At 69.8% G+C, this 12945-nt stretch carries 11 protein-coding genes; 4 read left to right on the top strand and 7 right to left on the bottom strand.

Annotation, left to right across the window (positions count from 1 at the left end; all coding sequences use genetic code 11):
* Nucleotides 1-19: 19 nt before the first annotated feature.
* On the top strand, nucleotides 20-1048 hold the full coding sequence (locus tag F0U63_RS28670) for a hypothetical protein (protein ID WP_395834502.1): 1029 nt from the start codon (nucleotides 20-22) through the stop codon (nucleotides 1046-1048).
* A gap of 19 nt (nucleotides 1049-1067) precedes the next feature.
* Nucleotides 1068-2210 carry a tetratricopeptide repeat protein gene (locus F0U63_RS28665; RefSeq protein WP_395834500.1) on the top strand — a complete coding sequence of 381 codons (1143 nt, stop codon included), beginning with the start codon at nucleotides 1068-1070 and terminating at the stop codon, nucleotides 2208-2210.
* A gap of 9 nt (nucleotides 2211-2219) precedes the next feature.
* Here the strand turns inward: F0U63_RS28665 and F0U63_RS28660 are convergent, their stop codons facing one another.
* The 7 genes from F0U63_RS28660 to lexA all read right to left on the bottom strand — a co-directional run bounded on the left by F0U63_RS28660 (nucleotide 2220) and on the right by lexA (nucleotide 7453).
* A complete protein-coding gene (locus F0U63_RS28660) occupies nucleotides 2220-2387 on the bottom strand; it encodes a microviridin/marinostatin family tricyclic proteinase inhibitor (protein ID WP_395834498.1) in 168 nt (55 codons plus the stop codon).
* A gap of 251 nt (nucleotides 2388-2638) precedes the next feature.
* Entirely contained in the window at nucleotides 2639-3427 is a 789-nt protein-coding gene (locus tag F0U63_RS28655) for an ABC transporter permease (RefSeq protein WP_395834496.1), read from the bottom strand.
* Nucleotides 3428-3431: 4 nt separating this feature from the next.
* Complete coding sequence (locus F0U63_RS28650) at nucleotides 3432-4202, bottom strand: ABC transporter permease subunit (RefSeq protein ID WP_395834494.1); 771 nt, start codon at nucleotides 4200-4202, stop codon at nucleotides 3432-3434.
* Nucleotides 4199-4930, bottom strand: coding sequence for an ABC transporter ATP-binding protein (locus F0U63_RS28645; protein ID WP_395834492.1), 732 nt, complete (start codon nucleotides 4928-4930; stop codon nucleotides 4199-4201). The genes F0U63_RS28650 and F0U63_RS28645 overlap by 4 nt, the downstream gene beginning before the upstream one ends.
* Before the next feature lie 4 nt (nucleotides 4931-4934).
* Nucleotides 4935-5600, bottom strand: a complete 666-nt coding sequence (locus F0U63_RS28640) for a TetR/AcrR family transcriptional regulator (protein ID WP_395834490.1) — start codon at nucleotides 5598-5600, stop codon at nucleotides 4935-4937.
* 298 nt (nucleotides 5601-5898) lie between these two features.
* A complete protein-coding gene (locus tag F0U63_RS28635; RefSeq protein WP_395834488.1) occupies nucleotides 5899-6609 on the bottom strand; it encodes a CHAP domain-containing protein in 711 nt (236 codons plus the stop codon).
* 181 nt (nucleotides 6610-6790) lie between these two features.
* A complete protein-coding gene (lexA, locus tag F0U63_RS28630) occupies nucleotides 6791-7453 on the bottom strand; it encodes a transcriptional repressor LexA (protein WP_002630426.1) in 663 nt (220 codons plus the stop codon).
* Between the two features lie 165 nt (nucleotides 7454-7618).
* Between lexA and F0U63_RS28625 the strand changes: the two genes are divergently transcribed.
* Complete coding sequence (locus F0U63_RS28625; RefSeq protein ID WP_395834486.1) at nucleotides 7619-10954, top strand: response regulator; 3336 nt, start codon at nucleotides 7619-7621, stop codon at nucleotides 10952-10954.
* Nucleotides 10951-12795, top strand: coding sequence for a sensor histidine kinase (locus tag F0U63_RS28620; protein WP_395834484.1), 1845 nt, complete (start codon nucleotides 10951-10953; stop codon nucleotides 12793-12795). Before F0U63_RS28625 ends, F0U63_RS28620 begins: the two co-directional genes overlap by 4 nt.
* Nucleotides 12796-12945 lie beyond the last annotated feature (150 nt).

Raw genomic sequence — 12945 nt, 5'->3', positions numbered from 1 at the left:
AGGCACTAGAGTGTCGCGCGTGTGCCGTCTCCCGCCGCTGCTGCTCCTCCTGCTCCTGCTCGCCCCGGCCGCCGACGCCCGGCCCGCCTCCGAGGCCCCGGCGCCTCCTACCCCCGAGGCGGAGACTCCCGCGCCCATGCGCCTCGTGCTCCTGCCCCTCAAGGCCGACGCGGAGGCACGTGAGGAAGCCCCTGGCCTGACGGCGCTCATGGCGAGCCGGCTCGCCGAGTCCCCCCGCCTCGCCGTGTCCACCGAGTCGGATGTCCAGGCCGTGCGCACCGCGGGCGCGTGCGCGGACGGCTCGTGCGAGCAGGAAGCCGCGCGCGCCACCAAGGCCCGCTATGTCGTCACCGGCCGGCTCGATGCCTTCGGCTCGCGCTTCCTGCTCACCGCCACCCTGATGGACTCGGAGAGCGGGCGTGCCCTGCTCCGGCCCCGCGCCGAGGTGGCCGCCCGCGAGGCCCTTCCCCGCGCCGCCGTGTCCCTGGCGGATCAGATCCTCGCCACGCTCGTGCCGGACCCCAATGCCCGCGCCACGTCGCCCTTGCCCGAGGAAGGCCGCCCGAGCCAGGGCTCGTTCCTCGCCGGCGTGCGCATCAACAACAGCCTCATCTCCAACCTCTCCACGTTCAACCCCGGCGGCGACGTGGAGCTCGGCTACCAGTTCCATCCCGAGTGGGTGGTGTTCGGCCAGCTGGGCCTCACCTTCGTCACCTCCACGCAGACGGGCACCAAGGGTGGTCTCAACGTGGTGCCCGGCGTGCTCGGGCTGCGCCACTACCACGGCATCGAGAACCCCCTGCGTCCGTACTGGGGTCTGGGGCTGGGCGTGCAACTGTCCTTCGGCGAGTTCGGCATCTTCCGGCAGACGGGCCCGCTGCCCACCGTCATCGGATTCGTAGGGCTCGAGTACCTGTTCTTCAATCACCTCGGCGTGCAGCTCGAGGCCTCCACCAACATCGCCCAGGCGACGCTCGGCCTGGCGGATGGGGGGCTGGGCAGTGGCCTCAACCTCGATCTCAACGCCGGCATCGTCTGGCACTTCTGAGCCTGGAGCCCACCCTCCCATGCATCCGCGCTGGCGCGTCCTGTCCCTGCTCGTCCTCCTGCTCGCGGGCTGCGAGGACGGTCCTCCCAAGCCCGGCCCCAAGGAGCGGGCGGAGGGCTACTACATCAAGGGCACCACCGAGTACCTCCAGGGCAACTTCGAGCAGGCCCTGGCCTCCTTCGGCTCCATGAAGAAGCTGTCCCCGGACGACCCCCGGCTGCCCGCCGCCATGGGCGAGGTCTACCTGTCCATGGGCAAGCTCAACGAGGCGCTCACCCAGTTCCAGCTCGCCCTCCAACGCGATCCCAAGCGTTCCACCAACTGGAGCCGGGTGGGCTTCATCCATGCCCAGCTCGGTCACTCAGAGGAGGCCCAGAGCGCCCTGCGCAAGGCCCTGGCCCTCTACCCCCGGGACTTCAATGCCCTGGAGCAGCTCGGGGAGTTGGCGCTCAAGCGCGGTGAGAAGGACTCCGCCGTGAAGCACTTCCTGCTCGCGGCTGACGCGAGCCCCAACGCCGCCAAGGCCCCGCTCGTGTTGCGCGCCGCCGAGGTGTTCATCGCCGACGGGCGCCACGCCGAGGCCCTGTTGATGCTCGGGGAGTGGACGGGCCCCAAGGGCGTGAGGGATCCGGCGCTGCTCTCGGCGTTGGGAGACGAGCAGGTGCGCGCCGGGCAACTGCTCCCCGCGGCCGAGTCCTACCGCGAGGCGGCGCGCCAGTCGCCGAGGGATCCCACGCTGTGGGAGCTCGTCGGGGAGATCTACACGCGCCTGGACAAGCCGGGTGATGCGCTCGCGGCCTACCGCGAGTCCCTGCGGGTGAAGGAGCGCGCCATCATCCACGTGGCCATCGCGCGCATCCACCTGGGCCGTGGCGAGCGCGAGGCGGCGGAGGAGGAGCTGGGCAAGGCGCTCGAGACGGTGTCGGGCTCGGATGTGCGCGAGCTCATGGATCTGGCCGAGCTGCTCTCGACGCTCGGGCGCAAGCCGGATGCGCTGCGCATCCTCACCAACCTGAGCGCCGAGCCGGACCATGCCCGGGACGCGGAGCTGCAGCGGCGCACCGCGGCGCTCGCCCGGGAGTTGAAGGACGAGGCCGTAGTGCGCGCCGCGTGCGCTCGCCTCGCGGGAGATGGGGGCACGCCCAACAAGAAGTGCCCCTGAGGGCGGGGCTCAGGCCCCTCCGAGGTCTTCTCCGTCCGAGGGGTACTTCAGCGTCTGGTCCTCGTCATTGTCCGAGGGGTACTTCCGCGTCGCGTGTTGTCCATTCTCGGAGGGCTCGGTGCCCTGCGCCTCGAGCAACCGCGCGAAGAAGGGTTTCTGCTTCGTCTCCTGCTTCATGGTGCGCCTCCATGAGGCGAGGGCTCACTGCCTCGCCGGCCTGGGTGATGACGAAGAAACCCGGGGTGGCGCGGGGAAAGTCTCCGACCGGCGTCCACCTGCCTTTCCACCTGGACAGAGACCTGAGGAGCGGCGCGTTCCTGAGATGGAATTTCTGGTCAAACTCCATGTCTGACGTCATTCGGCCTTCCGGCATCCCCGAGCGATGATGCGTGTCCTGACACGCGCGGGTGCCGCGACGGTGGGTGCGCTCAACGCAACTCCGCGCGCTCGAACACGCGGGTGCCGAGCACGAGTGCCCCCCAGCAGCCCAACGCGGCCACGGTCAGCGCCATGGCCGTGAGCAGTGGCACCGCCGCGTCATACCAGAGGAGGTTCGGGCCCAGGACGAGCAGGTCTCGCAGCCTGTCGCGCCCCTCGTACAGGTCGGGGCGGTAGAGCAGCAGCGCGGTGGGGAGCATCGGCAGGAGCCACATCGCGAACGCGATGAGGAGTCCCTGGAACGCGTCACGCACCAGGAGCAGCGGGACGACGAGCACGCAGAGCAGCACCACCGCCAGGGCCGTGAAGATGAGCCCGGCGCCCACTGCTCCCGCGACGCTCACGTCGGAGCCCTCGCCGGTGAAGGGCCGCACGGCGAGCCCCAGGGCCAGGGACATCACCACGCCCACGGCCGTGGAGGCGAGTAGGAGGGGGCCCACCCGGGCCATCAGGAAGGCGCGGCGGGAAATGGGCTTGCTGAGCAGCATGTCGAGGGCCCGGTTCTCGCGTGGCTCGACGAGGGCCCGCATCAGTCCCGCGGCACCGCCGAAGAAGACCATGAAGTAGATGCCGACGTATTCGTTGAGCAGGATGACGGCGCCCATTCCGCGGATGAGGAACGCGCGCTCCATGAAGGTGATGACGGGGGAGGGAAACAGCGGCATGAGCACGGCCGTGAAGACGACGATGGCGATGCCCACGAGCAGGGACACGAGGGGCAGCCAGCCGAGGACATGGCGGGCCTCGATGAGGCGGTAGCGGCGATGAGTGGCCGGCATGGCGTCACACCTCCCACTGGCGCACCCGGAGGGCGCCGAGCGCGAGTACGGCCGCGTTCATTCCCAGCAGGAGGGCAATGGGCGTCAGCACGTGCCCGGGGCGCAGGTCGTCCACGTGGCCGAGCACGGAGATGCCCTGGGTGAGGGGGTTGAAGGCGGAGAGGCCACTCCAGGCGGGGTTGTAGAAGCCCATGAAGGCCATACCCACGAGCAGGCTGAGCACCAGCAGGCTGGCGAGTCCCGCCATGGCCCGCCGCTGGATGAGCACGGACATGAGGGCGCTGAAGCAGACGGTGAAGAACGCGGCGAAGAGGTGCACCGCCATGGAGGCGAAGAAGAGCCCCGCGCGGAACCCGGGCACGCTCCGGGCGAGCAGCGGCGCGGCGGCCAGGTGCGTGCCGACGTAGAGCACCGCCATGACGGCACAGGCCGACAACGTCCGCGTCAGGAAGTACGCGGCGGGCGAGATGGGCTTGGACAGCAGCACCGCGAGCTGCCCCGTCTCGCGCTCCCGGATGAGCAGGCTGCCCGCGAGCACCACCCCGAGGATGAGGATGCACTTGTTCATCGCCAGGTCCGTCCAGATGAACAGGAAGAGGAGGAAGGGATCCGACGTGGAGAACCACCCCCCGAGCGCCGAGCGCACGTGCTCGGGCGGCTTCGCCGCGACGAAGGGCATGGAGATGGCCGCGTAGAGCATCAGGCCCGCGGCCAGCCAGGTCTTGCGCTCGCCGAGCGTGGCCCGCATGTCGAGCCAGAGAAAGCGCGCCTTCATGCGGCCCTCCGCGCGAGCGACAGGTAGAGCTCGTCCATGTTCGCCGAGCGGTGCTCGTGCTTGAGCGCCTCGACAGGGCCGAAGGCGACGAGCCTGCCCTGGTGCAGCGCCGCGACGCGCCGGCACAGCGTCTCGATGTCCGACAGGATGTGGCTGGAGAAGAGCACGGTGACGCCGCGCTCGGAGGACAGGCGGCGCAGGTGAGCGAGCAGCTCGTGGCGGCCGAGCGGATCCAACCCCGAGGTGGGCTCGTCCAGCAGCAGGACGCGGGGTTCGTTGACGAGGGCCTGGGCGAGCCCCACCTTCTGGGTCATGCCGGTGGAGAAGCCGCCGAGCTTCCGGTCCGCCGCGGCCTCGAGTCCGAAGAGCTGGAGCAGCGACTGGATGCGCGCCTCGGCCACGCTGGCGTCGAGGTCGAACATGGCGGCGATGTAATGGAGGAACTGGCGGGCCGTCATGTGGGCCGGGAGCGCGTAGCTGGCGGGAAGGAAGCCACATTGACGGCGCACCGCGAGGCTCTCGTGCACCACGTCGTGGCCGAGCACCCGGGCACCACCCGAGGTGGGACGCGTCAGCCCGAGCAGCATCCGCAGGGTGGTCGTCTTCCCCGCGCCGTTGTGACCCATGAAGCCGAAAATCTCTCCGGGCTCCACGTGGAAGCTCACCCCGTCCACCGCCCGGACAGAGCCGTAGACGCGGGAGAGCCGCTCAATCTCGATGGCATGCATGGCCTTACCTCTTGGAACCCCCGCCTGGGCGCTTGCGCGGGGGCGGAGCAGGGGGAGTGGGCGCGGAGAGACCCGCGATGAAGATGTCGATGACGGCGTCGAGCAGGCGCTCGCGGGAGATGCGGTCTCCGGTGGTGACGAGCCCGGTGTGGTAGTGCAGGAAGCGCATCAGCCCCAGGACGAAGGGCACCGCTTCGATGTCCAGATCGGCGCGGAACTCACCCTGCTCGATCCCCTCGCGCACCCAGCCGCGAATCATCTCCAGTTGGGCATCCGCCTTGCGCGGGTTGTCTCCGGACTCCGCCAGGGTGCGGAGCACCGCCACCTCGGGATCCTCGCGGACGAGCCGCTCGAACAAGGTATCGCGGGCAAGCTCGCGGTAGGAGAAGCGCAGCGTGGCGCGCAGCCGCTCGCGGGGCGACTCCAACACCATCACCTCCGCGGCGTACCGGCGCCCTATCTCCTCGAACAGGGTGCCGATGACCGCGTGGAGCAGGACCTCCTTGCTCTCGAACTCCAGGTAGACGGCCCCCTTGGCGATGCCCGCCTCGCGGGCGATGTCCTCGATGCGGGTACGGCGGAAGCCGAAGCGCTCGAAGTGGCTCTTGGCCACCTGGAGGATGCGCTGGCGCCGGAGCTCGGCGGATGTACGGCCGGCAGGCGCGGCCAATGGGGGAGAAGACGCTGCCATGCGGACAATATGACCAGGTTCGGGTTTTCGGTCAAACGGTCACGAATTGTCTCCACCTCGTGCTGGCGGTGACCCTCCTGTCCAACCTGGGAAAGATGTTCCCGGCGCTGTGCTACCGCCGGGAGGCAAGCCCGCGCGAACGGCTCGCCCTCGCCATTGGCCTCTTTCCACGAGGACTCATCGAGAGCATCCCCACCGCGCTCCTCGTCGTGGGGCCGCCCCCGGTATGCCCGTACCGGCGCCCCCTGGTGGCCGTGGACCTCACGGAAGCCTCCACCTACAGGCGGCCGGACGACGCGTACCCGATGAACAGCTCGCTCGTGAGGCGCGCGCTCTCGCCCTGTTCGGCCTTGCGGATGTAGTCGTTGAGGACGCGTCCCCCCGTGCCCTGGTGCCCGGAGTGGCGCAGGTTCATCCGCGCCCGTCCCACGCCCTTGCCGCCCCGGTGCACGAAGACGACGGTGCCGTCGCGGGCCACCGACTCGATGACGCCCACGTGCGTCACCCCGTCATTGCGCAGGCCATCGCGGTTGCGGTCATACGTCTCGCGAAAGAAGATGATGTCGCCGGGCTGGGGCGTCTTGCGGTGCAGGGCCCCCTTGGCCTGGGCACGCCGGTACATGGCGCTCGCCGCGTTCTCTCCCGGGCGGGTGCCGTGCGAGAGCAGCTCCACCCCCACGGACTGGTAGGCCAGCCGCACCAGTCCCGAACAATCATCCGGGACGCGGTAGGAGGAGAGCGACGCGCCCACGAGGCCCGTGGCGCGCTGGGCCACCCGCCGGCCCCGGGAGGGACGCACCACCTTGCGCTTCGTCTTCGCGGGCGTGGACTTCGCGGGCGTGGACTTCTTCGCGACGGCGCCGGACGTGGTGGACGTTTGTTTCGCCTTCACCTCCGCCGGCTTCGCGGGCGCGCGAGGCGCCGCCAGCGCGGGAGAGGCGAAGGACACGCCCAGCAGGCAGGCCAGCAGGAGCGGACGAAACGTCATGGCGTTCTGATACGGACCCTCCGCTTCGGGAATTCAAGGCTCCCGCGGTGCGTCCGGGTGGCTCCCGCCCGCCTGGTCATCAGGCAACACGGCGCGGCCTCCGGCTCCTCTCTTCGCCCAAGGTAGGCACGATCCGTGTATTACGCGAAAAACGGACCGTGCATTCCGGAGAGGGGAGCGCTCAGTTCTTGCCGCCGGGCAGCTTGCGGTACACGCCCACCACCTGGCCGAGGATCATGGTGGAGCGGAAGTCCGCCCGGTTCACGTAGATGGGCTGCATGGTGGCGTTGGCCGGCTGGAAGCGGATGCGATCGCCCTCGGGGTAGTAGCGCTTGACCGTGGCCTCGTCCTCGATGAGCGCCACCACGATGTCGCCGGGCTGCGCCTGCGCCGCCTTGCGCACGAAGAGGTAGTCCCCGTCGAAGATGCCGTCGTCGATCATCGACTGGCCCTTGACGCGCAGCGCGAACACCTCGCGCCCGTTGCCCCCCAACAGGAAGCTGTCGATGCGGACCGAGTCCTCCGCGTTCTCCTGGGCGAGCAGGGGCGCGCCGGCCGCCACCTTGCCGAGCAGGGGGACTTCCACCATCCCCGATTCCTTCTTCACGCCCAGGCCCAAGAGCAGGCGCGCCCGCTTGGTGGGCACCAGCGAGCGGCTCTGCTGCTCGCCCCGGTTGAGGTAGCCCTTGCGCTCGAGCGCCTTGAGGTGATCGTTCACCCCGTTGGTCGAGCGGATGTCCATCTCCTCGCCGATCTCCCGGATGGTCGGCGGGAAGCCCCGCGACTCGGTCTCCTTCACGATGAAGGCGAGGATTTCCCGTTGACGTTCGGTCAGCTCTTCCATGATGCCCGGCTCCCTCGGCTGGTGGGCAACCCACCTGCGAAACAGGCTTTCAGTCCCAGCATGCTCCCTGAACATACGTATAGAGTCAATGCGTTCAAGGGTCCTCCGGCCCCCCGAGGACGGATGCTGAGGGGGCACCCCGGCTGGGCGTAGACTTGGCCAACCGTGTCCGACACCCGACATACCCTGCTGTTGGTCGATGACGAGCCGGATGTCATCGATCTCCTCCAGCGCATGTTCCACAAGCGCTACCAGGTGCTCTCGGCCTCCTCGGGTCGCGAGGCCCTGGAGCTGCTCAGACGCCACCCCGTGGACGTGCTCATCACCGACCAGCGCATGCCGGAGATGACGGGCATCGAGCTGGTGACGGCCGCGCGCTCCGAGGGCATCGACGTCACGGCGCTGCTGCTCACCGGCTATACCAACCCCGAGGACATCATCGCGGCCATCAACCGGGGGCAGGTCTACCGCTACATCACCAAGCCGTGGGACCTGAACGACCTCGTCTTCACCGTGAAGAACGCGGTGGACTACACCCAGCTGCGGCGCGACAAGGAGCGGCTCTTGCGCCAGCTCCACCAGCGGGTGGAGGCGCTCGACGTGCTCTACGAGGTGAGCCGCGCGAGCGCCGGGGAGCCGCTCGACTACGACGCCATCATCGATCGGGTGCTCGTGGCGATGTCGCGCGTGCTGCCGTACGACTGCGGCGCGGCCCTCATCGCGGTGGGGTGGGATCGCACGGCCACCCTGCGCCTGCGCTGCCAGGGGCTGGCCGTGGGCGAGCAGGCCCTGCTCGGCGTCAAGGAGTCCATGCTGGGCGCCTGGAGCAAGCGCTCGGGGCTGATGTTGTCCGAGGATCGCGTCATCACCCATGTCGAGGGCTCCACGTCCCCGGACACCGCCGCCCCGGTCGTCTGGGGCAGCCAGCTCACCGTGGCCCTCACCGCCGAGGGCCGTCCCGTGGGGCTCTTGTCGCTCTTCTCCGAACGCGCGAACGCCTACTCCGAGGAGGATGGCGCGCTGCTCGACACGCTCGCCAACCGGACGGCCGCCGCCATCCAGGCCCTGCGCGCCTCCGAGGAGGCCTCGCGCCAGCGCATCGAGCGCATGGTGCAGTCCATGGCCGATGGCGTGCTGCTCACCGACGAGAAGAACGAGGTGGTGGTGCTCAATCCCGCCGCGCGCCGCATGCTGCGGCTGGGGGACGGCTCCCTCCCGGACGCCGGAGCGCGGTTGCGCGAGCGGCTCGGGTTCGATCCCTTCGAGCTGGTGCATGGCTGGGAGGCGGGCAGCACCCAGGTGCTGCGCGAGGAGCTCACGCTGGATGCGCGCACCATCCACACCACGGTGACCCCGGTGCACGATGGGCGGGGCGCGCTGCGCGGCGTGTGCGTGGTGCTGCGCGACGTCACCGAGCAGAAGCAGCTCGAGGAGCGCAAGGACGAGTTCGTCCACATGGTGAGCCACGAGCTGCGCACGCCCCTCACCTCCATCTCCGGCTCGTTGGATCTGGTGCTCAACTTCCTCACCACGGACATGAACGAGAAGCAGCGGCGCTACCTCATGCTCGCGCGCGACTCGACGGAGAAGCTCAACGCCATCGTGGATGACCTGCTGGACCTGGCCAAGTTCGCCAAGGGCCGGCTGCGGATGAACTTCGAGTGGACGCACGTGGACGAGCTGGTGCGCCGCGCGGTGGAGAAGTACGGCCCGGCCTTCCAGGCGCGCGGCGTGACGATGACCACCGCCCTGCCGCAACATGGCCAGCGCGCCCAGGTGGATCCCAACCGCATCACCCAGGTGCTCAACAACCTGCTCACCAACGCCGCCAAGTTCACCCCCGAGGGCGGCCAGATGCGGCTGGCGCTCAAGAGCACCTCGGCGGTGCCTGGCTACTTCGCCATGTCGTGCTGGAACAGCGGCGAGCCCATCGCCGAGGAGAACCTGGAGCGCATCTTCGACCGCTTCGAGCAGGCGCGCACCCAGGCCAACCGCACCGTGCGCGGCACCGGGCTGGGGCTGGCCATCTGCCGCAACATCGTGCAGGCGCACGGCGGCCACATCTGGAGCGAGCCGTGCTCGGATGGGGTGCGCTTCATCGCGGTGTTCCCCCTGGAGCCCGGCGCCGAGCCGCCCCGGCCCGAGGAGCTGGACTCCCCACGCAAGCAGGACGCCGCGCCGCGCGGCCTCCTGGTGCTCGTGGAGTCCGATCCGAACATCGCCTTCATCACCAAGGCGCTCTTGCGCGCGCGCGGCTACGCGGTGCGCATCGTGCCCAACGCCGAGGAGGCCCTGTCGCTCGCGCGCACCCTGCCACCGGACGCGATGCTCGTGGATGCCCGGCTGCCCGTCATCGATGGGCTGCGGCTCACGGAGCTGCTCCGGCAGGATCCGCGCACGCGCCTGTTGCCCGTGCTCGTCCTCTCCGCCTTCGACGAGCGCCCGCGCGCCTTCCGGGCCGGGGCGGATGCCTTCCTGTCCATGCCCCTGAGCGCCGAGAGCCTGGTGGCCACCGTGGACTCGCTCGTGCGCGGACGCGCCGGCAAGTCCCAGGGGCGCGTGCTCCTCGCCGACGCCGACGAGAAGATGGCCTCGCTCTGCCACGAGGCGCTCGGCGGCCTCGGCTACGAGGTGCGCGTGGCCACCTCCCTGGTGCTCACCCACCGCGCCCTGGGCGAGTACCGCCCGGACGTGCTGCTGCTCAACGAGCAACTGCCCGATGGCGATGGCTACCACTTCCTCGAGGAGATCAAGGCCGAGCGCGCCAGCGGCTCCATCTCCGTCCTCTTCCTCGCCCCCTCGGCCGACACGTCCATCAAGGTGCGCGCCCTCAAGCGCGGCGCCGATGACGTGCTCGCCAGGCCCTTCGACGCGTTGACGCTCGGCTCGCGCGTGGAGGCGGTGCTGCGCCGCAAGCAGCGCGAGCGCGGCGCCTCGCCCACCACCCAACTGCCCGGTCCGGGCGCCATCGAGCGGGAGATCCAACGCCGCTGCGCCGAGCGCACCCCGTTCGCCTACTGCTACCTGGATCTGGACAACCTCAAGGCCTACCAGGACTACTACGGCCTGGCGAAGGCCGATGGCGTCATCCGCCAGACGGGAGATCTCCTGCGCGAGGTGCTCGCCCGCGAGGGGCTGCCCGGCGACTTCCTCGGCCACATGACGGGGGATGACTTCGTCTTCGTCACCTCCGCCGAGAGCGTGGACCGGGTGTGCCAGCGCGCGCTCGAGGTCTTCGATCGGCTCATTCCGCTCTACTACGACAAGCAGGACCGGGAGCGCGGCTACATCGAGACGCAGGGGCGCTACGGGGACACGCGCCGCTGTCCCATCATGAGCGTGTCGGTGGTGGCGGTGCTCAGCGACAGCGTGCCCGGCCAGGCGCTCACGGAGCTGGCGCGGCGGGCCTCGGACATGAAGAAGCGCGCCAAGTCCATTCCGGGCTCGGTCTACCTGCGCAGTGATCGCGACCAGGCCTTCGTGCGGACGAGCGTGGGATGAGACTCTACCAGCAGCTCATCCTCTTCATGCTGGCCGCCTCGGTGCTGCCCCTGGCGGCCGTGGGCTTCTCGCTGCTGTCGGAAGCCGAGTCGGAGCTGACTCGCCGCATCGTCTCCGAGCAGGGCCTCATCGCCGAGACCACCGCCGAGGCGCTCTCCGGGGAGCTGATGAAGACGGCGGAGGCGCTCGGGCGCTCGGCGGGACTCATCGACTGGGAGCACATCACCACCCCCGCGGAATTCGAGGGCGGGCTGAAGCTGCTCTACGGGCAGTCCTACGCGGTGAGCGCGGTGCTGGCGGTCGACGCGGAGGGCAGGCCCCAGGGGGCGCCGCTCTACCAGGCGGAGGGAAGGAACGACCATCCGGCCTTCGAGCCCACCGCGGCGCTGGCGCTCGCCCAGGCCGTGCCGGTGCGCTCGCTGCGCAAGGCGGAGCGGGGCCAGGTCTTCCTGGGCGGTGTCTACGCGCACCAGCCCTCCGGCCAGACGGCGATGGCCATGGCGGTGAAGCTCGCCGATGGCGAGAACTCCTCCTTCGCGCTCGCCGAGGTCGTCTTCTCCGAGCTGGAGTCGCTCCTGGCGCGGCGCGCGCGGCCCGAGCTCGGACGGATAGAGCTGGTGAAGGTGTCGGCGGGAAGCATCCTGCTCAGCACCCAGGCCGGACGCCGCTTGCAGGCGTTGGAGCCGGCGCTGGCCTCACCCCTGGTGGCCGCGGACGGCACGGCGGGGCGGAGCTTCCGGGTGGAGCCGCTCGCCCTGAGGGTGAGCACCGCGCGGGTGCCCCAGGTGCCCGACTTCGCGGTGGTGGTGTCCCTGGACGAGGCCTCCGTGCTGGCCCCGGTACGGGCCATGCGCCGCACGGTGCTGTTGTTCATCCTGGGCGCCTTCGTGGTGCTGCTCGGCGTGGGGGCGCTCTTCACCCGCCGGATCAACCGCCGGCTGGCCCGCGTGGTGTCCGGCGCGGAGGCGTTCAGCCGGGGCGAGCTGCACCAGCGCGTCCAGGTGGATGGGGATGACGAGCTGAGCGACCTGGCCTCCACCTTCAATGCCATGGGCGGCGAGCTGGAGCGGGCCCGGGAGCGGATGCTGCGCTGGAACGACGAGCTCAAGGCGCGCGTGGACGAGGCCACCGCGGAGCTGAAGACCGCGCAGAGCCAGTTGCTCGAGGCCCAGAAGCTCGCGGCGGTGGGCCAGCTCGGCGCCGGCGTGGCGCATGAGATCAACAACCCCCTGGCGGGCATCCTCGGCAACACGCAGTTGCTGATGCTCGAGCGGGGCGAGAAGGATCCGGACTTCGAGACGCTGCGGAAGATCGAGCTGAGCGCCAAGCGGTGCAAGGACATCACCCAGAACCTGCTGCGCTTCTCCCAGCAACGCGCGCGGCCCGAGCTGCGCCCGGTGGACCTGGGAGTCGTGCTGCGCGACGCGCTCTCGCTCACGGAGAACCAGATTCAGGCGGAGGGCATCCAGATTTCCATGGAGCTGGCGAGCCCGCCCGTGCGGGTGCGGGCGGATCCGGGGCACCTGTCCCAGGTGGTGCTGGCGCTGGTGTCCAACGCGCGCACGGCGATGATGAAGTCCGAGCAGCGCCGGCTCATCCTGCGCACGGGGGAGCGCGACGGGCGGGGCTTCTTCGAGGTGGAGGACACGGGCAAGGGCATCGCGCCCGAGCATCGCTCGCGCGTCTTCGAGCCCTTCTTCACCACCAAGGACGTGTGGAGCAACGTGGGCCTGGGGCTGTCCGTGGCCTGGCGGGTGGTGAGCGAGGCGGCGGGCACCATCGAGCTGCGCACGGAAGTGGGGCAGGGCACCTGCTTCACCGTGTGGCTGCCCAAGGCGTGAGGCGCGCCTGCTGTACACATACATGGGCCTCCAGCCTCTTGTGCTGTCCCGTCTGGCTGTGTCCGTGCATGACCTGAGAAGTCAGGTCGTGCTGGCTCACTCATCCATCCACATTTCGCCGGGGTTGGCGCACAACGCCTGAAAAGGCGC

Source organism: Cystobacter fuscus (assembly GCF_044360685.1).
Taxonomy (GTDB): domain Bacteria; phylum Myxococcota; class Myxococcia; order Myxococcales; family Myxococcaceae; genus Cystobacter; species Cystobacter fuscus_C.
Note: the sequence above shows the minus strand (reverse complement) of the source record. Positions and strands in the feature narration are given on the sequence as shown.